Source organism: Alkalibacillus silvisoli (genome assembly GCF_039521975.1).
GTDB lineage: Bacteria > Bacillota > Bacilli > Bacillales > Alkalibacillaceae > Alkalibacillus > Alkalibacillus silvisoli.
On record NZ_BAAACZ010000001.1, the window covers coordinates 1 to 26,547 of the forward strand.

The window sequence follows — 26,547 nt, forward strand, 5'->3', positions numbered from 1 at the left end:
ATTATACCTTCTACCAATAAATGGTTTAAAAACTTGTATCAACTTTTACACATAACTAAGGACTTGACTGATAAAAACGAGTGAACGCTGATAAAAACGAGTGAGCGCTGATAAAATCATGTGAGCGCTGATAAAAGTTTTTGAACGCTGATAAAATCGATTGAACGCCGATAAAAGTTGTTGAGCGCCGATAAAAATCGATTGAACGCTGATAAATGTTTTTGAGCGCCGATAAAAATCGAGTGAGCGCCGATAAAATCGAGTGAGCGCTGATAAAAGTTTTTGAACGCTGATAAAATACGTAAACAAATGATATATATAAGTTTTTTTAACTAGATAATTCATTATCGATCAAAGGGAGTTGAGGTCTTTGGCAGATTTAAAAGGTGGTTTAATTATTTTAAAGGAGATGGTAAGTTATTTACCAAACTCTGAACGAAAGATTGCTGAATATGTGATTGATTATCCTGAGGAGTCTATCCAGATGACAGCGATGGCTTTAGGTAAGGCGAGTCAAACGAGTAGTGCAGCAGTTATTCGCATGTGTAAATCATTAGGCTTTAAAAGTTTCCAAGAATTTAAATTACGTGTAGCTGGTGATTTGCAAGTAGAATCATCGACCGATTATCGCGATATCGAGCCGAATGAAAGTTATGATAATATTATTGAAAAAATGACGTCTAATACGGTTCAAACTTTAAAAGAGTCTGTTGATATCTTAGATTCTAACCGTTTGAAAGAAGCGGTTGATTCGTTAGCTCAGGCGGAATCAATTATTTTTGTCGGATTTGGCGCATCATATATTGCAGCAAAGGATGCTGAGCAAAAGTTTGTTAGAATCAATAAGCCTGTTCAAGCATTTTCTGACTTACATATGGCAGCAACGACAGTAGCTAACAAAGGAGAGAAGGATACTGTTGTCGGGATTTCTTTTTCTGGAGAGACAAAAGAAGTTGAAAAAGTGTTAGCTTTAGCAAAGAAAAACGGGACTAAAACGATTAGTATTACTAAGTATGGACGTTCAAAAGTTGCTGACCTTTCCGATATTCAACTGTACACATCAGCTGCAAGAGAAGCGACATTTCGAAGTGGCGCAACCTCATCTCGAATTGCACAGTTACATATAATTGATATGCTATTCATGTGCTTAGCTTCTAAGCAATATGAACAAGCCGTTGATTACATTGACCAGACAAGAGAAGCAATCTCATTTATAAAAGAAGATTAGAAAGGAGCTTGGGGCAAAATTAGTTGTCATAATTGAAAGTCCGAACGCTGATAAAAGTTGCTAAGCGCTGATAAATCTGTTTGAACGCTGATAAAAGTTGCTAAGCGCTGATAAATCTGTTTGAACGCTGATAAAAGTTGCCGAACGCTGATAAAAGAGTACCAAGCGCTGATAAATCTGCCTGAACGCTGATAAAATCTACCTGAGCGCTGATAAAATTATCCGCTTGGGTAACTGCTCATCTTACACAAGGTATTAAATGTTCGTATTTTTACAACTCTTCATTCCTTTTGTCCCAACAACTCTTTCACAATAAATATTTTATACAAATATAAGCTTTTACCCCATCCTCAAACTTCCTGACATCAAGGCCACTTAACTCATGGAACTTATCAATTCGTTTTTGAACAGTATTGCGGTGCATGTAGAGCGATTTGGCGACAACAGAAATATTGACTTGATGTTGGATAACCGTTTGGATCGTTTCGAGTAATTCAGGTTCACTGACGGCTTCTTTTAACACAGAGCTAACAAATACTTGAGCATCATCTTCGGTTAAACTGGTGATCATTTTTGGAATTAAAGCATCTGATTGCGTGATGACGGATTGACGAGTATGTTTTAGAAGGTCGAAAGCAACAGTCCGGACCCAATTGAATAATGCTGGTGCTGTATCGATCTCTTGATAAACTTCTGATTGAAAAATTGCTAATTTCAGCTCTAAATCACTAGAGAGAATATCAATGACTTCATGGAATTGTAGCGCTTCTTCACTTTCTTCTAAAGGTTCCAGCATAATCGGTGTTTGATTGTCTTCCCATATAAAAATTAATGGCTTACTCAACACATCTTCCATCGTCTCTTTTAAAAGCGACTGATTATAAGGTGACTTAATCATAAGTGCGACTATTCTAAAAGCGTTGATTTCAGCTGGTGGCACAGTAGATTCTCCAGTTAAAAAGTGGAGCCACGCTTGTTCTTCCTGTGATTTAATTTGGTTAGGAAGTAGTGTTTTTAAAAGCGTTTCTGACTCTTCTGTTAAGCTGTCAGTTGGAATGCCGTACATCGTCCCATGAATCACAAATGTAATATAACCATCTGTTGGTTGATTGAGCTGAGTCATACTTGGATAAAGTGCTTGTAATTGTTCGATCATTTCTCTCACTCCAACAAATTAATTATTCGTATTATAGCATGGATTGATTGGTTAAAGCATAAATCCATTTTATTTACATGAATCTTACCTCTTGGTGATTTTTCATTATGATAATCAGGCGAAATTCACGATAATCAGGCGAAACTCCCGATAATCGGGCGAAATATTAATTAATCAGGCGAACGCCTAATTAATTAAACGAACGCCTAAAAAACTTTTATCTATGAAACAAAATATAGAACAACAATCACGAGGTAACAAATACTCCATAGACTTAAAGCAAATGCTAGGTTACTTTTTGGTCCTATTGCAATGGGGTTACTTTGAGCTAGTCCAGACATTAATAAATTAAGTCCAGAGAAAGGTGAGGAAATGACAGACACCATCCAACTCGCCAGTAATCCAAAGCTTAATAGTAGATGATCATCAATGAATAATGGTGATGTGCTTAATGTAATTGATAATGCAGTCATCGTAATGATTGGGTGAACACCGACAAATGATAAAGCATTGACAACTACTAATAGGATCGGAATTAAAACAAGCACATGTGATATACCAAATAAGTCTATAAAGTAAATAATCCAATCACTAGCTCCTGCAGTCAATATAGCAGCACCAAATGCACCTGCCGCAATAAATAGTGATAATTCATTACCCATAGCAGGAAGCCTTTCTTGTGTAAAGTTATAAAAGCTTCTGGCTAGGCCTCGCGGTGATTGGTAAATAAGTCCCCAACCAATTGATAAAATAATAGCAATAAGCGGAATGATGGTTAATACAGATAAATCGAGAAAATACTCTATGACCATAATAACCGTTGTCATGACAATGATAATGACTAGTAATTCGAATAACTTCTTTTGTGCTTGTTGGATCGAAACTGAACTTTCTTTCGATTGATCTTGTAATGGAATGACTTCACTATGTTTCCGTTCAAATAAAGCCCCTAATAAAATCCCAACAATCGCCATGGATATACCGATCGGAAAGAGTTGGATCCACTCCACGTTAAAATATGAAATAATTAAAGCGACTGAAATAAAATAAGGTGACCACATGAACGCCATCGCAAAACCACGCCCTAAGGCACGCGCTCGAACCATGTTGTACGGTTTGTACGAATCGGTATCAGTCAACTGAAATAAGATTGGCACCGTTCCTAAATTCATGACGGAACCAACACCCATAAGCGAGACTTTAGTGTAACTATAAAGCTGCCTCGTCGTTTTAATATAATGGTTAAAGACCGTCTCTAAATAGACGAGATAGTTTCCTTGCTTAATCGGAATTGAAATTAATGGGACAAATATAAAAATAGCCAACACCGAAACGTTAGTGCTAAGGCCTAGTAACATGTTAGAAAGCCCTTCACCTTGAATAAAGAATAAGAATGATAACCCTAGTAAAGAACCAATTAATATCATCGGTACCTTCTTTAAGTATGGTAGAAAAGAAATGATTGTAATAAGTGCAAAAATACTAACTAAAATAGGGAGAAGGTCATGTTGGATAAACTCTGACAGTAAATATGTAACCCCCATTAGTAATGTTGAGGTAGGTCTAATGATGGCTGGTTTCAAAATATAGCTCCTTTCTCAAGTGGTTTAATAGATATTTTGGTATTAATTATAACATTACATTTATAAATCTAGCTTAATTATAGAGAAGTAGTTCAGTTTTGGTGTACAAAAGTGTAATTTGTACCCTTAATTGAACTGCATTTTTCATTACCTAATAAGGTTTGTACAAATTTGCTAATAGTTTATAAGCTTTCTTTTAAAGAAATACCTTCAAATTTTTTATCGGCTTCAAATGAAATAACAGCTTCAAATGTTTTTCTGAAACATAAAAATTCGATATTTTCGAACAATTAAGTGGAATGAAATGATAAAATAGTGGTTATTAACTAAACCAGCTAATAGTTGTCAATATTTTTCTCTAAAAATCTAAATTAGCTTATGATATACTAAATTTGCGCATGCCAAATAACCCTCCTGCAATTTTGGATTGGAAGGTTTTGGGGTATTTGATTAAGTTGTTTATTTAAGCAATATCTTGGAAGGTAGTATTACTTTTCAATAATGCGTAAATCCAATGTGATAACTTGTTTGCACATGCTATTATGGCTACCTTGTAAGGTTTCCCTTCTTCGCGCTTTTTATCATAAAAGGCTCGTAACTTCCTGTTACGTGGAATGATTTCATCCGTAGTTTTCTGTTTCCGAGAATCACGGATGGCGGAGCGAACTGCCATAAATAAGGCATGTCTTAATCGGCTAGAACCTCTTTTGGTGATTCGATTCACGGTTCCTTTGAATCGACCAGATTCATAAACTTTAGGATCCATGCCTGCAAATGCTACTAGTTTTTTAGGATTATCAAATAAATCTATCTCCCCAATTTCTGAAATAATCGTTGCCGCGATTTTTTCACCGATACCGGGTATGGATTGGATAATCTTACATTCTTCAATTTGATGTGCCAAAGCATCTATTTGATCCTCAAGTTTAGATAGATGCTTTTGGTACTCAAGCAACATCTTGATATACATTTCAATACTTATCATATGACTCTCATAGAGTGTTTCCTGAAATGGATCACGAAGTGCTGCTTCTATTAGCTTATCAGCCTTTGTAGCTGCCCAATCAGATGAGCGTCTTGGGCATAATTCATGAATGTGCTCAGCTAAAATATCTTTATCTCCCTGTAAAACATCTTTAGATGTTGGATAGTTTAATAGGGTAAATAGAGAAACGGTAGAATATAAGTCCCCAAAAACCCCACGATACTCAGGGAATACCTGATCCAACACAGAATGAAATTGTAATTTCGTTTGTACATATAAACCAGTAATATTTTCATGTTGTCGAGTAAGGTTACGTAAATTTAGTAATTGTATTCCACGTTTCTTTTGCGGCTCAAGGTCTTCTTTATAGTACAGCTCGCAGAGGTGTCTCGCGTCTATAACATCTGTTTTAACCTTTCGTAAACTAGAACTCTTTGCCTTATAAGGGATAAGTGGATTAACAATAATGGTTAAGTAACCCTTTTTATCTAAGAATTGAACAACTGGTGCTTGATAATGCCCGGTTGATTCTAGTACGACAGGAGGTCGTACTCCAGTATTATTTTCTATCTCGATTAAGAAGTGAAGCAATTTCTCTAGACCATCCAAGGTATGCGGTACTTTAAAACTAGTTTTATAAGGCTTCTTCTTATCTAGGAAACCTTGAATCTGGCTTTCTCCTTTAGCTACATCCAGACCTACTACTGGATTCATGGATTATCTCCTCCTAAGAATTATTTGCCGGTACCCCTAATTCTTCTTGTAGTATCACAGCTTCGCTTGTTATACGGGATCTTAGTCCCAACCAGCCTCAATCATGTTTCTACAAGTAGGGGGCGAACAGTTTAGCTGACGGGATCTATCTCCCACGAGCAGGGACGTTCTACCCCGGCTACAATGTAAATGATAAGACCTAATAAAATTAGGTCAACCAGCAATTTCTGGTTAATCTTATAATACGAACGAAGCAGGATTGTTAAAAAAGGGGGGCTGACAATTATGGGAGATGAAAAATATAAAAATGCTTATATAGTAACCAAGCAACATACAAGCAACTATCCCAACCCAATTAAACTTTTTAAAGGGCAGGTTGTTATTGTAGGTAAAAAGTATGAAGGCAAAGAAGAATGGAATAACTGGATATATTGTTACACTGAAGATAAACATTTAGAGGGCTGGGTACCCGAACAAATAATTCATATTCAAGGTGAGCAAGGGTTGATTTTAGAGGATTATATTGCAAAAGAATTAGAGGTTAATGTTTATGAACAGCTTATTAAATATAAGGAACTAAATGGTTGGATGTGGGTTAAAAGCCTAACTAATTCTGAAGAAGGTTGGGTACCTAAAGAAAACGTACAAGCAGTAAACGGAAATTTGTGCTAATGGGGGCGATTGTTCAATAAGGTCAGTCTCTTCGTAATAAGGAAATGGTTATGTAATTACGTTAAAAAGAGGAGAGTAAAATGAATAAGAATATTACTATTAAAGAATTGCAAAATTACATTAAGTAAAAAGATTACAAGCCAGAATTAAAAAACGCTTATTTGCAAAAATTAATTGAAGAAGTTGGAGAACTCTAGGAGGTATTGCGTAAGGATAAGAGATTGGAACAACAAGGTTCAATTAAAGGTACAATTGAAGAAGAACTTTATGATGTCTTATATTATGTCATTGGATTAGCTAATGTATATGATATTGATTTGGAAGCGTGTTTTAAACTAAAAGAAGAACTTAATAAAGAAAAATATAATTAAAGTTATTCAGCTAACGGGTGGCGGTTGTTCAATATAAGGGTTTGAGCTTGAGTTAACAAATTATAATATTGTAAATAGACAAATTCTGTTTCAGGTTTTTTAGATTAAAATGGAGGGGAGTATGAAAATGGACATCGAACAAAAACTTTATCAAGCAGCAATAGAAATGATTGAAAAAAGGTATCCTTCTGGTTGGGGTGGAGCCGCAGCAATGTATACCGAAGATGGTCTAATCTTAACAAGTGTATCGCCAGACGTGATCAACGCTTCAACTGAATTATGTATTGAAACTGGAGCAATTCTTGAAGCACATAAACACAATACTAAGGTTACACATACTATTTGCGTTGCAAGAGAAGATGAAAATGCTGATTTTACAGTTTTAACACCATGTGGGGTATGTCAAGAAAGACTATTTTACTGGGGGGAAAATGTAAAAGCTGCTGTAACTAATCCAAATAGCAAACTGGTTTATAAAACTTTAAAAGAAATCCAACCACATCATTGGTATAAAGCGTATAAAGAGTAATCTTATATAATATTCCAAACACAATTAAATATTGAAGTGACAATAAAAAACGAGCATCAAATTGCTATGCAACTCAACACTCATTTCAAATACATTTTTAATGTTTGTACTCCAAAACTGAACTACTTAATTCAAAGAGCGTGGCCTAAAATCATTATCCTCCAAAGAAAAAATCAATCACATTACCCGCTGTTGACGTTTGAGCATTATAAAATTCAGAGTAACCACAGTTCTTACAAAAGACGACGCGGAATTTATTGTTTTGAACATCAAATATTTTTGACAATCCGCCTCCAGTCATAGCAACTTCCTTTTGATCAGCGTCACGACTCCCACATTTGATGCAACCTTTTTCTTCCATATCATTTCCCCCTTTTTCTTACTGAATCCATTTCGAGAAAGGTTTTAAAACTCCTTGTAAGGTTTTAAAATTTGTCGGACAAGATGCTGTCTTTTGAAAGCGTTTGCTTGTAAACTGTAAATGCAAGCATAAAGTCGAATTAGAGATAAACATTGGAGGTAGGAAGATGGTAGAACAGCGTAGAGTGATTTTAGATTGTGATCCGGGACATGATGATGCTATATCCATGATTTTGGCAAATGCGAATGACAAAATAAAGATTGAAGCTGTGACAACAGTGGCTGGGAACGTTGAAGTTGATAAAACGACGCTTAATGCAAGGCGTGTTTGCGATATTATTGGGCTAGATGTCCCAGTTGCTCAAGGTTCAAATCGTCCAATGGTTCGTGAAACTCAAATAGCAGAATCAATCCATGGTGACTCCGGTCTTGATGGTCCGAACTTACCGGACGTGCCGAATACGCCAGTTGCAAGGAAGCATGCGGTTGATTTAATTATTGAAAAAGTGATGGAATCAGATGGTGATCTAACATTAGTGCCAACTGGTCCTTTAACGAATATTGCGATGGCGATGGTTAAGGAGCCTAAAATTGTTCCAAAAATTCAAGAGATCGTTTTAATGGGTGGTGGCACTTTTGGGAATTGGACACCAGCGGCAGAGTTTAACATCTGGGTTGATGCTGAAGCGGCTAAAGTGGTATTTGAAAGTGGCGTTCCAATCGCGATGTTTGGCTTAGATGTCACTCATCAAGCACAAGCAACAGATGAGACGATTGACCGCTTTGCTGCAATCGACAATCCAGTTTCAGAGTTTGTTGTTGAATTGTTGCGTTTCTTTAAAAAGACATATAAAGAAGTGTTTGGATTTGATGGAGCACCAATTCACGATGCTTGTACAGTTGCTTATTTAATTGACCCATCGATTTTTCAAACAGTTGATGTCCGTGTTGATATTGAAACTAAAGGTGAATTCGCTTATGGGATGACTTGTGTTGATTTGTTAGAAGTAACTGGGCGTACCCCGAATACGAAATTTGCACAGTCTCTCAATCAAGAAAAGTTTTGGGGACTTCTATCAGACGCATTAGCGACTTATAAGTAAGGTGAGAGCGAGTCCATAACGGCTCGCTTTTTCATTCCGGGTTATTCTAAAGTAAAGGTTTTCAGACTAAAATAAACTAATTCCAATGATTTTTGGGCTCACCTGTTTTACAATATAATTATTCATTACTTTAATTTGGTGAAAGGAGATGTTGAAATGCCAAAAGGGGAGAAGCGTACGGATTGGCGTTTTCGGATCGCGAATCGTGAAGCGTTAATTGGTTGTGGATTGGCAATTTTTAACATCATTTGGTGGTATGGGTTTGCTTATACTTTAGGTTCAAAGCCACCTTTAGAATATACATATATTTTGGGTTTTCCGGCATGGTTTTTCTTTAGCTGTATCGTTGGTTTTATAGTTATGGTATTCCTCGTTTTTTTAGTCGTTAAATTTGTGTTAAAAGAAGTGCCATTTGACGAAGAAGAGGGGAGTGAAAAACGGTGAATTGGGAAGTTTTGATTCCTCTTTTATCCCTGCTTGCGATCATATTCTTAATCGGGATGTGGTCGAATCGGAAAATGAAGCAGTCTTCATCTTTTTTAAGTGATTATTTCCTTGGAAGTCGAGAGCTTGGTGGGCTTGTTTTAGCGATGACAATGGCTGCTACATATGGGAGTGCGTCAAGTTTCCTTGGAGGACCAGGTGCTGCTTATTCAATCGGATTAGGCTGGGTCTTACTAGCGATGACGCAAGTGGCAACGGGTTATTTCGTTCTATTAATTTTAGGGAAGAAGTTCGCCATTGTAACTCGTAAATTTAAAGCGGTCACTTTAATCGACTTTTTGAAAGAACGTTACCAAAGTAAATCAGTTGTTCTTATTTCGGCATTTAGTATTGTTGTTTTCTTATTTGCAGCGATGGCCGCCCAGTGGGTTGGTGGTGCCTATTTAATCCAGACTGTTACAGGATTGTCCTATTTAGGTGCATTGTTTCTATTCGCGGTCGCTGTTTTGATTTATGTCATTATTGGTGGTTTCAGAGCGGTTGCGGTGACGGATGCGACACAAGGAATTATTATGTTCATCGGCACACTTGTTTTACTAATCGGTGTTGTGATTGCTGGTGGTGGCATTCCAAATATTATGAATGACTTAGTAACGGAGAATCCTAATCTTATCACACCATTTGGAAATGATGGGCAGTTAACCGCTGCTTATGTGACGTCATTTTGGATTTTAGTCGGTGTTGGCGTTGTTGGTTTACCGCAAGTGGCTGTACGTGCCATGTCTTACCGTGATGCTCGTTCGATGCACCGAGCACTTATGATAGGGACGATCGTTGTTGGATTTATTATGTTGAACATGCATTTAATAGGCGTGTTTGCTAGACCGGTGTTACCAGGAATAGAAGTAGCTGATCAGGTCATTCCGCTCATTGCCTTGGAAACTTTACCACCATGGGTTGCTGGGATTGTACTCGCAGCGCCATTAGCAGCAATGATGTCTACGGTTGATTCATTGCTATTACTCGTTAGTTCATCAGTTGTAAAAGATGTATACATCAACTATTTCAAGCCAAATGCTAATCGAGAGCATGTCAAGAAGGTTAGTATTGGCTTTACAGCGATCTTGGGTATAGTTGTATTTCTACTAGCTATTAACCCTCCAGAACTATTAATCTATTTAAATTTATTTGCCTTTGGTGGTTTGGAAGCAGCCTTTATTTGGCCGATTGTGCTCGGCTTGTATTGGAAATATGCTAATAAGCATGGTGCGATCGCTTCGATGGTTGTAGGAATTAGTTCATATATCGCTATTTATCAATATAATGAAACTTATGGTGACTTGTTCGGTGTACACGCGGTTACGATTCCTGTTATTTTATCTTTACTAGCATTTATAAGCTTTAGTTTAATATTTAAAAAAGAGCCTTACCAATTTTAAGGAGGTTTAACTCATGACGAAAATTCCTGATCGTTTAGTAGCGACATTTTCAATTGTCGGAAGAGACCCAGAAACAGGGGAGCTTGGTATTGCTGTACAGTCTAAGTTTTTAGGTGTTGGGGCAGTTGTACCTTGGGCTGAGGCTGGAGTTGGTGCAATTGCAACACAATCTATGGCTAATACAGCATACGGAAAAGAAGGATTACAGTTGCTTAAAGAAGGCAAAACAGCTAAAGAAGTGATGGACATTTTAGTGGAAAAAGACCCAGACAAAGCAATGCGCCAAGCAGGTATTGTTGATGCAGGTGGTGGTGTTGCGACATTTACTGGTGATGGCTGTTATGATTGGGCTGGAGGTAAAACTGGTGAGAATTACGCTGTTCAAGGGAATATTTTAGTCAGTGAAGAAACAGTTGAAGCGATGGCAGCAGGTTTTGAAGAGAAAGCAGGAGATGCGTTAGCTGAGAAATTATTACACGCTTTAAAAGAAGGGCAAAAAGCTGGTGGTGATCGTCGCGGTATGCAATCAGCTGCTCTATTCATTGTTAAGGAAAAAGGTGGATATGCAGGCTATAATGATCGTATGGTTGATTTAAGAGTAGATGAACACGAGACACCTATTAATGAACTGGAACGAATTTATCGCTTGCACCAACTATATTTCACACGAACCCAAGAGAAAGATATAATTAATATTAACGAAGAGATGCGCGAAAACTTAGTCAGACGATTAACTCAATTAAATTACTTACATGATGCGACAGATGTAACAGATGACACCTTTTACAAAGCATTAAGAAACTACATTCACACAGAAAACTTTGAAGAACGAGAACAAGAACAAGGGAAAATCGATTTAAAGTTATATCAATTTATTTTAATGGAAAAATAAATGAATGTGTGTGTCTAGTGCCTATGTTTTTCGCATAGGCACTTTCTAGGTTGTTGAACAGGGAAATTTCCCGGGAAATTTATATATTATTGTCGGCGAGTGTCATTATGGCGACTTTAAGGAGGGGCTATATGTCTTCACATGCAATTACAGTTATTGGAAGCATTAATATGGATTTAGTAACAGAATCAGATCAATTTCCGAATAAGGGCGAAACTATATTAGGTCAATCTTTTTCAATGATCCCTGGCGGAAAAGGGGCGAATCAGGCAGTGGCTGCTAGTAAATTAGGAGCCGACGTTAATTTAATTGGTTGCGTTGGAACTGATGCATTCTCCCAAACATTATCTGACCATTTTAAAAGCCAAGGGATCAATACAAATTATATAGAAGAAATAAGTGATCAACCAACTGGTACTGCTGCAATTACGATTGCAGAAAACGATAACCATATTATCGCAGTACCAGGAGCTAATTACTCAGTCACTCCTGAATTAGTCGAAAAGTATGAAGATGTCATTGCAGCTAGTGAAACGATTATATTACAGTTTGAAATTCCGATTGCAAGTGTTGAAAAGGCAATCGAGATCGCTCATCGTCATGAAGTGCGTGTTATCTTAAACCCTGCTCCCATACAACCTATTTCACGATCTGTTATGGAAAAGGTTGATTATATTACACCAAACGAACATGAGTTAACTCTACTTTTAGACGATGAAGAGAAGAAATCTTTTTATGAGCAAAATCTTGAAAAATTTATTGTTACTCACGGGTCAAAAGGTGTCCTTTACTATAAAGAAGGAGAAGAGCATTTAGTACCAGCATTCTCAGTAGACGTAGTTGACACAACAGGTGCTGGCGACTCATTTAACGGTGCACTAGCTGTGGCGTTAACTAATGGTGAAACGCTAGAAGAAAGCTTGCGGTTTGGTAATGCGGTTGGAGCTTTGTCTGTTAGTAAACTCGGAGCGCAGACTGGGATGCCGATATTGAGTGAAGTTAGAAGGTTTTTAGAAGACCAAGCATAAATCTCAAGTCGTATCTTTATTAAAGCTTTTGAAATTGTGTTAATATCTTTTTGTATAGGTATTTTTTTGCATTTAATAACACATATGAGTGAACCGATAAGATGGCAAATCACTTGAAAGAGTGAGTCGCAAAGTTACGGACCTAAAGTGCTGACTAAGGTGGCCGAACTGCCGGGAATTAAATCAAACGGTTTACCTCTAGAAAGGAAATTGGGAGGTTATAGTTTGGAAACGAAGCAACAAAACGATAGTTTATTAGATGCGTTTCAAAAAGTCGCACCATTATTAAATCCTTTATTACAAGATGATGTGACAGTTGGAATATATGATACAGAGAAGTTATTGTTAAACATTCCGGGTGAAACATTCCAACTGCCGGTTAAACAAGGTGATCTTCTTCAAGAAGGAGATATTATTACTAAAGCCATCCAAGAAGGAGAATCACAAACGATGAAGGTACCTAAAGAAGTATTTGGTGTACCTGTTATTGCAAGAGCCATACCCATTAGGTCTCTAGAAGGGGATATTATTGGTGGTGTTGGAATTGGAACAAGTGTTGAGAGAGCTGAAATATTATCAGAGGTTAGTAATAAACTATATGAAACTTTTGAAGATATAACTGCAGCAATTGAAGAGATTACATCAACTAGTGATGAACTTTCTAGTAATTTAGCTCAAACAAAAGAACAGTTTAGCTATATGAATGGCAATATTAGTAGTATTAATACTTTTTCACAAGATGTAACTAAGATTTCTGAGCAAAGTAATATATTAGGTCTGAATGCCTCTATTGAAGCTGCTAGGGCTGGAGAGTATGGGAAAGGATTCTCGGTTGTTGCAGATGAAGTAAGAAAGTTAGCAAATGAATCGAAAAAGTCTTCGGAAGAGATTAGTGGAATAACATCAGAATTAGTACAAAATGTGCAGTATTTTGAGAAGATGGTTCATAGTGTTAATCAACAATCAGCTGAACAATCTGATGCAATGGAAAGCATATCAAAAGCTATACAGGATGTATTAGTAGATGTCGAAAAGCTAAATCAATTAATTGATGCCAATTTAGAAAATTAAAACGGAGGGAACATAATATGAGTCATTTCACATTGGAACAACTATCAAAACAAGGAATTGCTGGAAAGTGGCGAGAAGGTAACGGATCGAATGAAATGAGTAATATTAACCCTTTTAACCAGGAGATAATCGCTACAATGACAAGCGCTTCAAAAGATGATTTAGATCAAGCTTTTGAAAGTGCTCACAATGTACAAAAAGAATGGGAAGCTGTTAATCCTTACGAACGACGTGACCTATTGTTAGAAGCAGCAAAAGTCGTAGAAGAACATCATGATGAAATTACTGAATTAATAATTGAAGAATTAGGCGGAACAAAATTAAAAGCAGGATTTGAAATTGGATTAGTTACCAATATTATTAAAGAGGCTTCTACATATCCTCTTAGAATAACCGGAGAAATCTTACCTTCACCTGTAGATGGTAAAGAAAACCGTGTTTACCAAGAGCCGGTCGGAGTAGTTGGAGTAATAAGCCCTTTTAATTTTCCGTTTTATTTATCAATGAAATCAGTAGCAACAGCGATTGGTGCTGGCAATGGAGTAGTAATTAAACCACATGAAGATACTCCTGTGACGGGTGGAACATTGTTAGTTAAGATTTTTGAATTAGCAGGTTTACCTAAAGGGTTAGTTAATTCAGTGGTAACAGAGATATCAGAAATAGGAGATCGTTTCGTTGAACATCCCTTAAATAAAGTCGTGTCGTTTACAGGTTCAACGGTAGTAGGTAAGAAAATAGGGGAAGTTGCAGGTCGCAACCTTAAAAAAGCATCATTAGAATTAGGTGGAAATAGTGCATTGATTGTGTTAGAAGATGCAGACATTGATTATGCAGTAAGTGCTGCAGTCTTTAGCCGGTTTACCCACCAAGGTCAAATTTGTATGTCAGCAAATAGAGTGTTAGTTCATGAAGATATAAAAGATGAGTTTTTAAATAAATATAAAGCAAAAGTTGAATCACTAAAAGCTGGCGATCCACGTGAAGAGGATACGATCATTGGACCTTTAATTAATAAACGCCAAGTGGAAACTTTAGAGCAAACCATTGAGGAAAGTATCGATGAAGGTGCATTCCCATTAATTCGTGGAGAAGTCCAAGGTAATGTCGTGACACCTACTATTTTAACGGAAGTAACACCTGATATGGCTGCTGCCAAAAAAGAAATGTTTGGACCTGCTGTAGCAGTTACAACTTTCAAATCAGATGAAGAAGTTATTGAAATTGTCAATGCTTCTGATTTTGGATTAAGTGGAGCAGTTCATACTTCAAACATTGAACGTGGAGCCGAGTTAGGTAAGCGTATTGAAACAGGCATGATTCATGTTAATGATGGTACGATTAATGATGAACCAATCGTAGCTTTTGGTGGGGAGAAAATGTCAGGTGTTGGACGTTTAAATGGTAATGAAAGCTTAGAGTCATTTACAACTAAAAAATGGATCTCAATTCAGCATAAAAAGCGTCAATTCCCATATTCATAACCTTTAAGAGTCTCGGTCAAAAGCCGAGACTTTTTACATAGTGTTAAATTTAGTATGATAGTGATGTTGGTGGATTTAATAGAACATATATATAAAACAAGCATATTGTATGATGAATTGAATATTTTTAATAGTAACCGGTTCTAGCAATGGTACAAAGGAGAGGGTTAAATGGACCAACGCGATTTTCGTAATTGTATGGGGCGGTTTGCAACTGGGGTAACAGTTGTAACTTGTGAAACAGATGGGCAAACACACGGATTTACAGTTAACTCATTTACTTCTGTTTCATTAGATCCGCCACTAGTTTTAGTGTCAGTAGACCGGAATACTAAAGCTTTGGAAAAATTACGCGGTAATGATTTTATCGTCAATGTATTAAAAGAAGGTCAACAAGATACAGCGATGCATTTTGCTGGTAAACCCAAGGATGAACGACCGTTTGAATGGGAACAGACTGAAGGTGGTCATCGAATTAAAAACAGCCTATCTCATATTGAATGTGCTCCTTGGGCTGAGTATGATGGTGGCGATCACGTCTTGTTTTTGGGGGAAGTGCAAAACTACAGCTACGAAGAAGGTAACCCATTAGGTTTTTACTGCGGTAAATTCGCGAAGATTTTACCAGAATAATAGAATGTTAATCCCTAGCGTCTAGCTTAGACGCTAGGGATTATTTTTTATGCTTTTTGATTGCTATTAATCAGTGTAATGACGATTTTAAATACTAAACTATGAAACTGGTGATAGAATTTATCAGCGCTCGGGGTGGATTTATCAGCGCTCGCAGAATTTTATCAGCGCTCACGGAGTTTTATCAGCGCTCAAGCACGTTTATCAGCCCCCACACACATTCATCAACCATAAAATATAAAATCAATTCTAGTTCTATTTCACGTATGGGTACATAGGATGTAATGATAGATCAATTACAATCATTTGCTAAACATCATAGCAATTTGTTTATAAAAAGGAGGAGATATTTTTGAGTGAAGTGAATAGGCCTTTGACAGGTGAAGAGTATTTAGAAAGTTTGCGTGATGGACGAGAAGTGTGGATCTATGGTGAAAAAGTCGATGATGTCACGACTCATCCAGCTTTTCGTAACTCAGCTAGGTCAATTGCTAGATTGTATGATGCTTTGCATGATGATGAGAAGAAAGACATTTTAACAACTGAGACTGACACAGGAAATGGGGGTTATACGCAGAGGTTTTTCCGAGCGGACAAGTCAGCTGGTGATCTTCTTAAAAGTCGGGATGCAATTGCTGAATGGGCGAAACTGACTTACGGACAAATGGGACGTTCACCGGATTATAAGGCAGCATTCTTAGCTACTCTTGGTGCTGACCCTGACTACTATGCACCTTATCAAGATAATGCCAAAAAATGGTATCAGTTCGCACAAGAGACGAACTATTTCTTTAACCATGCGATTATTAATCCGCCAGTTGACCGTAATAAACCGATGGAAGCCGTTAATGACGTGTTCGTTCGTGCTGTTGGTGAGACTGATGAGGGGGTTATTGTAAGTGGTGCGAAGATGGTTGCAACCGGTTCAGCTTTAACTAACTATAATTTTGTTGCCCACTATGGTGCTGCACCAGTTACTTCTGAAGAAATGGCGCTCGTATTCATCGCATCAATGGACACACCAGGTGTGAAGCTAATTTCTAGGCAGTCTTATGAGATGAGTGCGGCAGTAATGGGTAGTCCATTTGATTATCCGTTAAGCAGTCGTTTTGATGAAAATGATGCGGTATTAGTATTTGAAGAAGCGTTAATTCCGTGGGAGAACATTTTAATATATAAAGATATTGAAAAGGCGAATTCCTTCTTCCCAGAAAGTGGGTTCTTAAATCGATTTACGTTCCATGGTGTTACGCGTCTTGCTGTGAAGCTTGATTTTGTAAGCGGTTTATTATTGAAAGCGGTTAAGACCAATGGGACGGATCAATTCCGTGGTGTTCAATCGAATGTGGGTGAGGTTTTAGCTTGGCGTAACATGTTCTGGTCGCTCAGTGATTCGATGGCGCTCAACCCAGATGAAGGGAGAAACGGCACCGCCTTACCTAATTTAAATTATGGTTTAGCTTATCGAGTGTTTATGGCAGAGGGTTGGCCGCGCGTTAAAGAAATTATCGAAAATGTCGTAGCTGGTAATTTAATTGTTCAACCATCTAGTGCTCTAGACTTTAAAAACTCTGAAATAAGTGACACGATTCATAAGCTTTATCGCGGCTCTTATGGTATTGAATCACAGGATAAGATTAAGCTGATCAAGCTACTTTGGGATGTGATTGGCTCAGAGTACGGTGGCCGCCATGAATTATATGAGCGTAATTACTCGGGTAACCACGAAAACATTCGACTTGAAAATTTAGTTACAGCTGAAGCATCTGGACAAGCCGAAGAATATATGAAGTTTGCAGAAGCTTGTATGGCTGACTATGACTTAGATGGATGGGTCAATGATACGTGGTTTAACAATGATGACGTAAGCATCGTGAAAAAAGATCCATCGAACATTAAGTGATTTTGCTTAATAAATGAATCATAGAGCTCGAACTGCTAGGTGAAAGGTTGAGCCGCCTCGTCATAATTAGGCGAAATTAATAATAATTGAGCGAACCACACGACCACACGATAATCGATCCAAGCGAATAAACGAAATTCCAATAAATGAGTGGGCCTCATGATAATCGGGCGAAAATCTCGATATTCAGGCGAAATCCACGATAATCAGGCGAAAATCTCGATAATCGGGCGAAAATCTCGATAATCGGGCGAAAATCTCGATAATCGGGCGAAATCCCAATTAATCAGGCGAACGCCTAATTAATTAAACGTTCGCCTGGTCCAAATAAAAAAGGAGGAATATGACATGACGCAAAACGCGACTAAGAATGAGCGTGTTGTAGAAATCTTTGATATTTTTAAAAAGCATTTGGTGAAGTTTTTAGAAGAGGCACAGCCGAATCATGAGGAGTATACAGAGTTTGTCAAGTGGGCGGACCGTTTAGGAAGAGCGGGGGAGTTGCCACTATATATGGATGTTTTTGTGGAAACGCATGTCTTACGGACGGTTTACGGTGATAAGCCAGGGACAGAGCCGTCACTTCTAGGTCCTTTCTATTTAGAAAATGCGCCTCTAGTAACTGAAAAGCCTTATAAACTACCAATGCGTGAAGATGAAAAAGGTGAGAAATTAATTTTTAAAGGACAGGTTACGGATGTTGATGGTAAGCCACTAGCGAACACGTTAGTTGATTTCTGGCAAGATGATGCAAATGGTGACTACTCATCATTTGGTGCAGACGCGCCTCCGTATAACTTAAGGGGACGTTTCTATACTGATGATCAAGGTTATTTTGAAGTAGAAACGATTGAACCAATTCCTTACAAAATCCCGACAGAAGGGCCAACTGGTGAATTCTTAGACTTTATTGATCAGCACCCTTATCGTCCGGCTCACTTACACATTAAGTTTGATCAAGAAGGTTATGAGTCGTTGATTACGCAAGTATTCTTCTCAGGTGATAAATGGTTAGAATCGGATGTAGCTGATGGTGTTCGTAATTCACTAATGACTGACCTTCATGACCGTGGTGATCACAAAGAGGCTAGATTAGATTTCGTTATGCGAAAGGATCAATAATTTAGGCTTAATGAAGGTGTGAAGGCTACTTTAATGTAGCCTTTTTCTTCTAATATAAATAGAGGTGACATGATGAGTGGGTTTAATATTAAGAAGGTTTCGACTAGGATCGTTGACTTGCCAATTAAAAGGCCGCATCAGTTTTCGACGACGACGGTTTCGACTAAAGCTTTTGTCATTGTTGAGGTGACGTTAAATAATGGTGTTGTCGGTTACGGTGAGGGGACAACGCCTGGTATTTGGTGGAATGGAGAAAGTGTAGAGTCTATGGATCTTGTCATAAATCAATACTTATCACCAATTGTACTTAACCAAGATGCGCGCTCAATTGAAAAGATACTAACCTTAATGGACCGCCATGTTAGGGCTAATTCATTTGCCAAAGCGGCTGTGGAGATGGCGTTATATGATGCTTTAGGAAAAGCATATGGTGTTCCAGTGTATCAGCTTTTAGGCGGGTTATCTCATGAATCGATTCCAGTATGTTGGGCGCTAGCGACTGGCTCAGTTGAAGGTGATGTAAAAGAGGCGAAAGAGTATGTTGAAGCGGGGCGTTATCAACATTTCAAAGTAAAGGCTGGTAAATTAGCGACTACGATTGATGTTAAGAGGAATATTGAATTATCTAGTGGGTTAGATGGTGTTGCACAAATTGGGATTGACCCTAATGGATCATGGGATCGAGTGAACACAGTCCAAGCAATGGATTTATTAAAAGAAGCGAACATAGCCTTTTTAGAACAGCCTTTAGCACCGCATGACTTTGAAGGGATGGCACGTTTAAGCTCAATGAATAGTGTTCCAGTAATGGCTGATGAGTCTGTTCAATCCATTCAAGATGCGTATAACTTAGCGAAACAATTTGCTTGCAACCTGTTCTCTTTAAAGATTCATAAGTTCGGTGGGTTAAAAAATACAGTGAAAGTCGCTGCGATTGCTGAAGCGGCTGGTATTGATTGTTTTGGTGGTACATCACTTGAAAGCTCAATCGGTACAGCCGCTTCATTACATGCATTTGCAACTGTTCGAAACCTCTCGTATGGTTGTGAGTCTTTTGGTCCGGACTGGTTGAAATACGATTTAGTTAAAGAGCCATTGCCGATTAATAATGGCCAAATTTCAGTGCCACAAGGTCCCGGATTAGGTGTTGAGGTAAGTGAAGAGATGGTAGAAAAGTTTTCACGAAAAGCTGTAAAGGAGGTATGAAGGTGCCAGTACTCCCAAAGCCAGAATTGAATCATTTGTTTGATTTAGAATTAACCGTTGATACACCCCATTTGCCTGGTGAGACGCCGATCGGAAATAGGAGAGTCATTCGGGTGACTGGTGGTGCATTTAATGGAAATTATTTACAAGGTCGCGTTGTTCCAGGTGGTGATGACTGGATCACAGTACGAGATGATGGCACGATCATTCAAGATGTGCGTATTTTACTAGAAACAGATGATAAGCAGTTAATCATGATGACTTATCGTGGTGTTAGAACAGGTACTAAGTCAGTATTAGAACGATTAGATGCGGGGGATGAAGTAGGTATAGATGAGTATTATTTTCATACGACGCCTGTCTTTGAAACAGCTTCAGAACAATACTATTGGCTCAATAATAGATTATATGTTTCAAGAGGGAAACGAATGGCAGGGAAAGTCGTTTACTCCATATTTCAAGTAGGTCAAATGAAATAGAGTTGAGGTGTTGGTTTTGGAGTGGAATGTGGTTATGACAAATAATAAAAAGCTTCATATATGTGAAGAGGGACAAGGGGAAAAGACAGTTATATTAGTCCATGGTTTAACCGGTAATCATAAACAAATGGCTTATTATCAAGAGGCATTAGGTGAGCATTACCGCGTCATAAGCTATGATTTACGCGGAAGAGGGTTAAGTGATGAGGCTAGCGAACCAACGTCAATTGACCATCATGTTGGTGACTTAGTTGATTTAATTATGAGATTAGATTTAGAAACGGTTACGCTAATTGGCTATTCAATTGGGGCTTATATTTGTGCTAAAGTAACGGCACTAAGTAGCCGCGTTACCTCACTTGTATTACTAGATGGAGCAGGAGTTGCTGATTTGGGACAAAAGGAGTTAATTTTACCTTCTTTAGAACGGCTTAGGAAAACGTATCAATCAAAAGATGACTATATCAGACAAACGAAACAAACTTATGAAAAGCTTCAGATCAAGTGGACAAACCATTTAGAAGACCTAGCTCATTACGAAACAAAAGAAACGAATGAAGGTGTGGTTCATCGTTCGAAGGTGTCTGTTATGGAGCAAGATTTTAATAGTTTCTTCGATTATAAGCATGAAGAGATCTTACCCAATATTGATATCCCAGTACTTTTAGTTAAAGCAACAGGCTATCTCGGGCCTCACCGTCCATTATTTTTTAATGAGTCGTTTACTGAGTTAGAGAAGTCGATTAGGAAGATTGATGTCATGATAACAGGTGCCGATCACTTATCATTAGTATTCGAAAAGCAAAAGGATGTACTACTGTCGGTCGAGCGGTTTTTACAAAGGGCAACGGTTTAACTAAATTGCTCTGTTAAAGTCCGACTTAGAGCAACCTTTTAAATAATCAACACTAATCTTTAACAGAGCCTAACTAAAAGGGGGAGGGAATGAATTGACTAATGAATTGATTTGTACAGCGAAAGAAGCTGTTTATCACATAGATGATGGTGCGTGCATTATGGTTGGTGGCTTTGGGTTAATTGGTGCGCCTTTAACATTGATTGATGCGCTGACTAAAAGTGATTTATATGATTTAACAGTAATTAGTAATAATGTGGGTGAAGCAGGGAAAGGTCTTGGTATGTTACTGAGGCAAGGTAAACTTAATAAAGCAATCGGCTCATATTTTACGAGTAATCGGGAAGTAGCGAAAGCCTATCATCAAGGTCAAATTGATTTGGAGCTTTTACCACAAGGGACATTTTCTGAAGCGATTCGTGCAGGTGGTGCAGGAATTGGTGGCTTTTATACTAAGACAGCAGTCGGGACAGAACTTGCTTATGGTAAAGAAACGAAAGTCATTGATGGTGAGGAATATTTATTTGAAAAAGCGCTAACGGCTGATGTTGCTTTAATTCGTGCAAAAAAAGCGGACCGAAAAGGAAATTTAGTTTATTACAAAACAGCCAGAAACTTTAATCCAATGATGGCAACCGCAGCCAGAACTGTCATTGCTGAAGTCGATGAAATCGTCGAAGTAGGAGAATTATTACCAGAAGAAATTGTAACACCTCATTTATATGTTGACCAGGTCGTTCAAAGTGAATTAGTCCTAACGAAAGATGGGGTGAAGTCTGTTGTCTAATGTAAAAGATATGATCGCAAAAAGGGCAGCCGAGGAAATTAAGCCGAATTCGATTGTTAATTTAGGCATCGGAATACCGACACTAGTCGCTGATTATTTAAATGATGACCATTTTGATTTACATACAGAAAATGGTCTGCTTGGAGTGAGTGCTGTTCGTGAAGATGATATTGACCCATTACGTGTCAATGCTGGCAAGCTTCCAGTTGGCGAGGCAGTAGGGGCAGCTTATTTCCACAGTGCTGATTCATTTGCGATGATTCGAGGTGGACATGTAGATGCAGCTATATTAGGGGCACTACAAGTTGATTCAAAAGGGCGCGTAGCCAACTGGGCCATCCCAGGAAAAGATATTATCGGTGTCGGTGGAGCGATGGATCTATTAGTAGGTGCTAAAAAGATCATTATTACAACAAGACACGTTTCAAAAGACGGATCGCCTAAACTAGTCGGAGAATGTACGTATCCCATCACTTCAACTCGAATAGCTGATACGATTATTACAGATTTAGCCGTTTTTCAGTGGAATGGTGAGAAGTATGTATTAACGGAGCTAATGGGAGATGCGTCGTTAGAAGAAGTAGTAAACAATACGACTCTCGATTTTGAAGTTGGCGTTAATGTGGGTGAAGGTTGAGATAAATCCACACGAAGCAACATAAGCTTTGTGTGGATTTCATGTTAGGTCAATTGAACTTTAACTTTATCAGAAACAGGTTTTGTCATTATGCAACTCTTCAATCCTGTAATTCTAGTATTAATCAACCGACATTTATTACACCTCATTTATCGTTTGCTGCCTTAAGCGTGAAGTTTACTACTTATATAGATCAGGTACACGACTTTCGAAAATCGGGACGTCTTGACGAACTTGTTTCACTCTTTCTAGATCTAAACTAGCCGTAATCACTTGTTCTTCACTTTGAGAGCCTTCTTCTAAAACATCACCCCAAGGATTAATGATCATGGAACGTCCGCTAAATTCAACGTCATTATACTCACCTATGCGATTAGATGAAATGACGTACATTTGGTTTTCGATTGCACGGGCAATTTGTAAGTGTTGCCAATGGTTTGCACGTGCTTCTGGCCATTCGGCTACGATACATAAGACTTGTGCTTCATTTAAGGCTAGTGGTCTAATTAATTCTGGAAAGCGTAAATCATAACAAATGATTAAACCTATTTTGATTCCGTCTAGTTCAAATACTTCTGGGGCGTGTTTACCCCCTTTTAAATAGGAAGGTTCATCAAGCATTGGGACAAGATGAGCTTTGTCGTATTCATAAATCAATTGCCCATTTCGGTCGATGACAAGAGCGGTATTGTATATGCCGTCTTCTTTTTTGTTAGCAATTGAACCTGCAATTAAATTGACGTTATGTGATTGAGCTAATTCTTTTAAAAGGCTTAGTGTTGGCTCACTGTTCACATCAGCAACTTCTTCTAATTCAGGTAACGTATAGGCTGTTGTCCACATTTCAGGTAAGACAATGGTATCTGGTTGATCAGTTTTCATGATTGATTCAATCCATGATTGTACACGCCTTCTATTCGCCTTTGGTTCCCCTGGTGCAATATCCATTTGACATAAAGAGAATTTCAATTCAACCCCTCCTTGATTTAAAATTTCATGCGTCTATTATTATATACATAGTGTACAGTAAAGTTATGAAACTTTAAAATAGAGTTAATATGATCTAAGAAGGTGTCTTACTTTGGGTGTATTCATTGAAGTCGTTTTACCGATTGTTTTTATATTTTTTATAGGGTATGTCCTGCAAAAATGGCGTAAGCTTGACGTTCGGTCCGTATCAGCTGTTACGATTTATATCTTCATCCCGGCTTTAGTATTTCAAGTGTTTTATGAAGCGGAGTTAGGAAGGGAATTTTGGACAATTGTATTGTTCGCTTTTCTATTACTTTTTGCTTTAATTATATTGAATAAGATTTTAAAGTGGATCTTTAAATGGAATCATGAAGAGGAAAGTGGCATGATCTTGTCTACGGCCTTTATGAACGCAGGGAACTACGGAACGCCTGTTGTGTTGTTTGCTTTTGGGCAAGAAGCGTTTATGATTGCGGTCATTTTCATGTCTTTACAAACGTTAATTATGAACTTCTTTGGTGTTTATTATGCTTCAAGGAGTGCTAGTGGATTTCGCTTAGCTATGATCGCTGTTATGAAGATGCCAGCTACTTACGCGATTATTGCAGCCTTTATGGTACAAGGGCTTAACATTGAAATCACAGGTAATATAGCTGAAACGATTGAGTTTATGGCGGATGTCGCGATTCCGCTTATGATGGTTGGATTAGGTATGCAGCTAGCCAATATTTCGTTTAAAGAGTTTGAAACAGGAAAAGTCGTGACCGGAACAGTCTTAAGATTAATCGTTTCACCCTTGATCGCCTGGGGATTAGTAAGTTTACTTCCGGTATCTTCACTTGCTGAGATTACCTTAATCGTCTTAACAGCGACACCAGCAGCTGCGACGACAACGATGTATGCTTTAGAGTTCCGTTCAAAGCCTGAGCTCGTCTCTAGTGTGACGTTAGTGTCGACAGTTGCAAGCGTCATAACGCTATCAATACTATTAATGCTCTTAATGTAGCGGGTCAGTCTTTTTATTAACGGGAAGAAAGCCATTCATGCTAAACTGAAATAAACTGATCAAGCTTGGAGGAAGTAGCCATGCGTTTTGTTACATTTAAACAGGGTCGCCAGATTTTTTGGGGAGTTTTAGAAGAGGGTGGAATCTATTATTCTGCTAAGTTAATGAGTGTCTTTCCAACGCTTCACTCTGTTATTGAAAATTATGATAGCATTAATTTTTTCCAAGAAATCAATCAATATATTTCACGAAATGAAGTAGAAATTCTAGCGCCGTTTCGACCTAAGAAAAATATAATGTGTATCGGGAAGAATTATCGTGAGCATGCTTTAGAGATGACGGGCAATGATGAAAGTCAGATCCCGCTAGACCCGGTTATTTTTACGAAATCCCCAAGTGCTGTTATTGGACCAAATGACGAAATTGATGCCCATGAAATGGAAACGAATCAGCTTGATTATGAAGGTGAATTAGCCGTAATCATCGGAAAAGAAGGGAAAAACATATCGCGGGAAAATGCACATGATTACATTTTTGGTTACACCATACTTAATGACCTTACAGCGCGTGATTTACAAAAGAAACACCAACAATTTTTTAGAGGGAAGTCTTTAGATACTTTTGCTCCTTTTGGGCCGGCGATTGTCACAAAGGATCAGATTCGTGATGATCAAAACTTAAATCTAAAAACATATGTCAATGATGAGTTACGCCAGCAGTCTAACACTTCTCATATGATCTTTTCTATTGGTGAATTAATTGAAACATTATCAGATGGAATGACGTTAGAGCCTGGCGATGTCATTGCAACCGGAACGCCAAGTGGGGTTGGAAAAGGATTTAACCCACCGAAATTTTTACAAGTTAATGACCGCATCAGAATCGAAATTGAAAATATAGGCGTTTTAGAAAATACAGTTAGTTAATTACCAGCCAAATTGGTCTAACTTTCTGTAATAACTTAATAAAAAGTCAAAGAAAATCTGCTCTGATGGTGCGACCTCACGATGTTTAGGTCGCACCATTCCTACTGTTCGAGTCATATTCGGCTCAACAACATCGATGACCCGTGTATCTCTTGATGGCCTTTGACTCAGTGTGATTTCTGGCAGTAAACTAACCCCTAAACCAGCAGCAACTAACCCTTTAATTGTATCAACATCTTCTCCTTCAAATGCTGCTCTCGGTTGAAATCCAACTTGCTGACAAGCTTCTGTGACTAAGTCTCGCATAATATAGCCTTGACGGAACAAGACGAACGGCTCGTGTTTTAATTGGTCTAATCGTAAGTGCTCGTTTTCAGCGAATTGATGGTGAGATGGAAGGAGTGCTTGAATCTTCTCAGTAAAGAAGATATCACCTATAACATCTGTGTGGTTTAATGGCACTGGTGAGACGAATGCTAGGTCAACTTGGCCAAATCTCACAGCATCAATTAGCTCATTAACAGTCCCTTGCTGTAATTGAAAGCCGATCTGCGGGTGTTCCTTTCTAAATGCAGAGATGACACTTGGCAATGTTTTAGCGGCTAAACTAGTCGGGAAGCCTAATCGGATGGTACCTGATTCAGGATTTAAAAATTCCAGAACGTCACGCTCGGCATTCTCTAATTCTGTCATGGCCAGTTTAATTCTTTCTAAGAATACTTCTCCCACTGGTGTTAAGCGAATCTTCCTCCCACCTCGAAGGAATAATGCAACACCGAGTTCTTCTTCTAAATTAGCAATCTGCCTGCTAACAGCAGATTGAGCAACGTGTAATTGCTCTGCTGCATCACTAACGTGTTCTAATTCTGCAACTTTTATGAAATATTTTAATTGTCTTAACTCCATGTATACCAACCCTTGTAAGCGCTTAATCTCATTTTGCGATCGTTTTAATCGAATA

At 38.1% G+C, this 26,547-nt stretch carries 26 protein-coding genes, 1 pseudogene and 1 riboswitch; of the genes and pseudogenes, 21 read left to right on the forward strand and 6 right to left on the reverse strand.

Annotated elements, in window-relative coordinates; translation table 11 throughout:
- Positions 1-370: 370 nt before the first annotated feature.
- Positions 371-1,228, forward strand: a complete 858-nt coding sequence (locus ABDZ63_RS00005) for a MurR/RpiR family transcriptional regulator (RefSeq protein WP_343780772.1) — start codon at positions 371-373, stop codon at positions 1,226-1,228.
- 307 nt (positions 1,229-1,535) lie between these two features.
- Here the strand turns inward: ABDZ63_RS00005 and ABDZ63_RS00010 are convergent, their stop codons facing one another.
- The 3 genes from ABDZ63_RS00010 to ABDZ63_RS00020 all read right to left on the reverse strand — a co-directional run bounded on the left by ABDZ63_RS00010 (position 1,536) and on the right by ABDZ63_RS00020 (position 5,666).
- On the reverse strand, positions 1,536-2,384 hold the full coding sequence (locus ABDZ63_RS00010) for a PucR family transcriptional regulator (RefSeq protein ID WP_343780774.1): 849 nt from the start codon (positions 2,382-2,384) through the stop codon (positions 1,536-1,538).
- Positions 2,385-2,605: 221 nt separating this feature from the next.
- Positions 2,606-3,967, reverse strand: a complete 1,362-nt coding sequence (locus tag ABDZ63_RS00015; protein ID WP_343780776.1) for a hypothetical protein — start codon at positions 3,965-3,967, stop codon at positions 2,606-2,608.
- A 463-nt stretch (positions 3,968-4,430) separates the two neighbouring features.
- Complete coding sequence (locus ABDZ63_RS00020) at positions 4,431-5,666, reverse strand: IS110 family RNA-guided transposase (RefSeq protein WP_343780778.1); 1,236 nt, start codon at positions 5,664-5,666, stop codon at positions 4,431-4,433.
- A gap of 285 nt (positions 5,667-5,951) precedes the next feature.
- Between ABDZ63_RS00020 and ABDZ63_RS00025 the strand changes: the two genes are divergently transcribed.
- From ABDZ63_RS00025 to ABDZ63_RS00035, 3 genes are all read left to right on the forward strand, one after another.
- Positions 5,952-6,338, forward strand: coding sequence for an SH3 domain-containing protein (locus ABDZ63_RS00025; RefSeq protein ID WP_343780781.1), 387 nt, complete (start codon positions 5,952-5,954; stop codon positions 6,336-6,338).
- A 203-nt stretch (positions 6,339-6,541) separates the two neighbouring features.
- Positions 6,542-6,709 carry a nucleoside triphosphate pyrophosphohydrolase family protein gene (locus tag ABDZ63_RS00030; protein ID WP_343780783.1) on the forward strand — a complete coding sequence of 56 codons (168 nt, stop codon included), beginning with the start codon at positions 6,542-6,544 and terminating at the stop codon, positions 6,707-6,709.
- Between the two features lie 127 nt (positions 6,710-6,836).
- Positions 6,837-7,238: a cytidine deaminase gene (locus ABDZ63_RS00035; RefSeq protein WP_343780785.1), complete on the forward strand. Its 402-nt coding sequence runs from the start codon at positions 6,837-6,839 to the stop codon at positions 7,236-7,238.
- A 154-nt stretch (positions 7,239-7,392) separates the two neighbouring features.
- Here ABDZ63_RS00035 and ABDZ63_RS00040 read toward each other — a convergent pair whose 3' ends face one another.
- Positions 7,393-7,599 (reverse strand): zinc ribbon domain-containing protein, encoded by a 207-nt coding sequence (locus ABDZ63_RS00040; protein ID WP_343780788.1) that lies wholly within the window; start codon positions 7,597-7,599, stop codon positions 7,393-7,395.
- 166 nt (positions 7,600-7,765) lie between these two features.
- Between ABDZ63_RS00040 and ABDZ63_RS00045 the strand changes: the two genes are divergently transcribed.
- The 15 genes and pseudogenes from ABDZ63_RS00045 to ABDZ63_RS00115 all read left to right on the forward strand — a co-directional run bounded on the left by ABDZ63_RS00045 (position 7,766) and on the right by ABDZ63_RS00115 (position 22,682).
- Complete coding sequence (locus ABDZ63_RS00045) at positions 7,766-8,701, forward strand: nucleoside hydrolase (protein ID WP_343780791.1); 936 nt, start codon at positions 7,766-7,768, stop codon at positions 8,699-8,701.
- A 156-nt stretch (positions 8,702-8,857) separates the two neighbouring features.
- Entirely contained in the window at positions 8,858-9,145 is a 288-nt protein-coding gene (locus ABDZ63_RS00050; protein ID WP_343780793.1) for a YhdT family protein, read from the forward strand.
- On the forward strand, positions 9,142-10,584 hold the full coding sequence (gene panF / locus ABDZ63_RS00055) for a sodium/pantothenate symporter (protein ID WP_343780795.1): 1,443 nt from the start codon (positions 9,142-9,144) through the stop codon (positions 10,582-10,584). The genes ABDZ63_RS00050 and panF overlap by 4 nt, the downstream gene beginning before the upstream one ends.
- Before the next feature lie 13 nt (positions 10,585-10,597).
- Positions 10,598-11,476 (forward strand): DUF1028 domain-containing protein, encoded by an 879-nt coding sequence (locus ABDZ63_RS00060; protein WP_343780798.1) that lies wholly within the window; start codon positions 10,598-10,600, stop codon positions 11,474-11,476.
- A 131-nt stretch (positions 11,477-11,607) separates the two neighbouring features.
- The gene (rbsK, locus tag ABDZ63_RS00065; RefSeq protein WP_343780800.1) at positions 11,608-12,504 is read left to right on the forward strand and encodes a ribokinase; all 897 of its coding nucleotides are present in this window, start codon (positions 11,608-11,610) and stop codon (positions 12,502-12,504) included.
- Between the two features lie 93 nt (positions 12,505-12,597).
- Positions 12,598-12,680: riboswitch (cyclic di-GMP riboswitch) on the forward strand.
- 574 nt (positions 12,681-13,254) lie between these two features.
- Positions 13,255-13,575: pseudogene (locus tag ABDZ63_RS15800) on the forward strand (methyl-accepting chemotaxis protein); the annotation flags it as partial.
- A 17-nt stretch (positions 13,576-13,592) separates the two neighbouring features.
- Positions 13,593-15,059, forward strand: coding sequence for an aldehyde dehydrogenase family protein (locus ABDZ63_RS00075; protein ID WP_343780804.1), 1,467 nt, complete (start codon positions 13,593-13,595; stop codon positions 15,057-15,059).
- Positions 15,060-15,230: 171 nt separating this feature from the next.
- Positions 15,231-15,692 (forward strand): flavin reductase family protein, encoded by a 462-nt coding sequence (locus ABDZ63_RS00080; protein WP_343780806.1) that lies wholly within the window; start codon positions 15,231-15,233, stop codon positions 15,690-15,692.
- A 361-nt stretch (positions 15,693-16,053) separates the two neighbouring features.
- Positions 16,054-17,595: a 4-hydroxyphenylacetate 3-hydroxylase N-terminal domain-containing protein gene (locus tag ABDZ63_RS00085; protein WP_425541923.1), complete on the forward strand. Its 1,542-nt coding sequence runs from the start codon at positions 16,054-16,056 to the stop codon at positions 17,593-17,595.
- Between the two features lie 348 nt (positions 17,596-17,943).
- On the forward strand, positions 17,944-18,717 hold the full coding sequence (locus ABDZ63_RS00090; protein WP_343780812.1) for a dioxygenase family protein: 774 nt from the start codon (positions 17,944-17,946) through the stop codon (positions 18,715-18,717).
- A 72-nt stretch (positions 18,718-18,789) separates the two neighbouring features.
- On the forward strand, positions 18,790-19,923 hold the full coding sequence (locus ABDZ63_RS00095; RefSeq protein ID WP_343780814.1) for a muconate/chloromuconate family cycloisomerase: 1,134 nt from the start codon (positions 18,790-18,792) through the stop codon (positions 19,921-19,923).
- Between the two features lie 2 nt (positions 19,924-19,925).
- On the forward strand, positions 19,926-20,402 hold the full coding sequence (locus tag ABDZ63_RS00100) for a DUF3237 domain-containing protein (protein WP_343780816.1): 477 nt from the start codon (positions 19,926-19,928) through the stop codon (positions 20,400-20,402).
- 34 nt (positions 20,403-20,436) lie between these two features.
- On the forward strand, positions 20,437-21,258 hold the full coding sequence (locus ABDZ63_RS00105) for an alpha/beta fold hydrolase (protein WP_343780818.1): 822 nt from the start codon (positions 20,437-20,439) through the stop codon (positions 21,256-21,258).
- Between the two features lie 94 nt (positions 21,259-21,352).
- Positions 21,353-22,045, forward strand: coding sequence for a CoA transferase subunit A (locus ABDZ63_RS00110; RefSeq protein WP_425541922.1), 693 nt, complete (start codon positions 21,353-21,355; stop codon positions 22,043-22,045).
- A gap of 10 nt (positions 22,046-22,055) precedes the next feature.
- Positions 22,056-22,682 (forward strand): 3-oxoacid CoA-transferase subunit B, encoded by a 627-nt coding sequence (locus ABDZ63_RS00115; protein ID WP_343780880.1) that lies wholly within the window; start codon positions 22,056-22,058, stop codon positions 22,680-22,682.
- Positions 22,683-22,862: 180 nt separating this feature from the next.
- Here ABDZ63_RS00115 and ABDZ63_RS00120 read toward each other — a convergent pair whose 3' ends face one another.
- Positions 22,863-23,651: a carbon-nitrogen family hydrolase gene (locus ABDZ63_RS00120; RefSeq protein WP_343780820.1), complete on the reverse strand. Its 789-nt coding sequence runs from the start codon at positions 23,649-23,651 to the stop codon at positions 22,863-22,865.
- Between the two features lie 112 nt (positions 23,652-23,763).
- Between ABDZ63_RS00120 and ABDZ63_RS00125 the strand changes: the two genes are divergently transcribed.
- Positions 23,764-24,660, forward strand: a complete 897-nt coding sequence (locus tag ABDZ63_RS00125; protein ID WP_343780822.1) for an AEC family transporter — start codon at positions 23,764-23,766, stop codon at positions 24,658-24,660.
- An 80-nt stretch (positions 24,661-24,740) separates the two neighbouring features.
- Positions 24,741-25,586 carry a fumarylacetoacetate hydrolase family protein gene (locus ABDZ63_RS00130; RefSeq protein ID WP_343780825.1) on the forward strand — a complete coding sequence of 282 codons (846 nt, stop codon included), beginning with the start codon at positions 24,741-24,743 and terminating at the stop codon, positions 25,584-25,586.
- Here the strand turns inward: ABDZ63_RS00130 and gltC are convergent, their stop codons facing one another.
- Positions 25,587-26,492 carry a glutamate biosynthesis transcriptional regulator GltC gene (gene gltC, locus ABDZ63_RS00135; RefSeq protein ID WP_343780828.1) on the reverse strand — a complete coding sequence of 302 codons (906 nt, stop codon included), beginning with the start codon at positions 26,490-26,492 and terminating at the stop codon, positions 25,587-25,589.
- Positions 26,493-26,547: the final 55 nt, after the last annotated feature.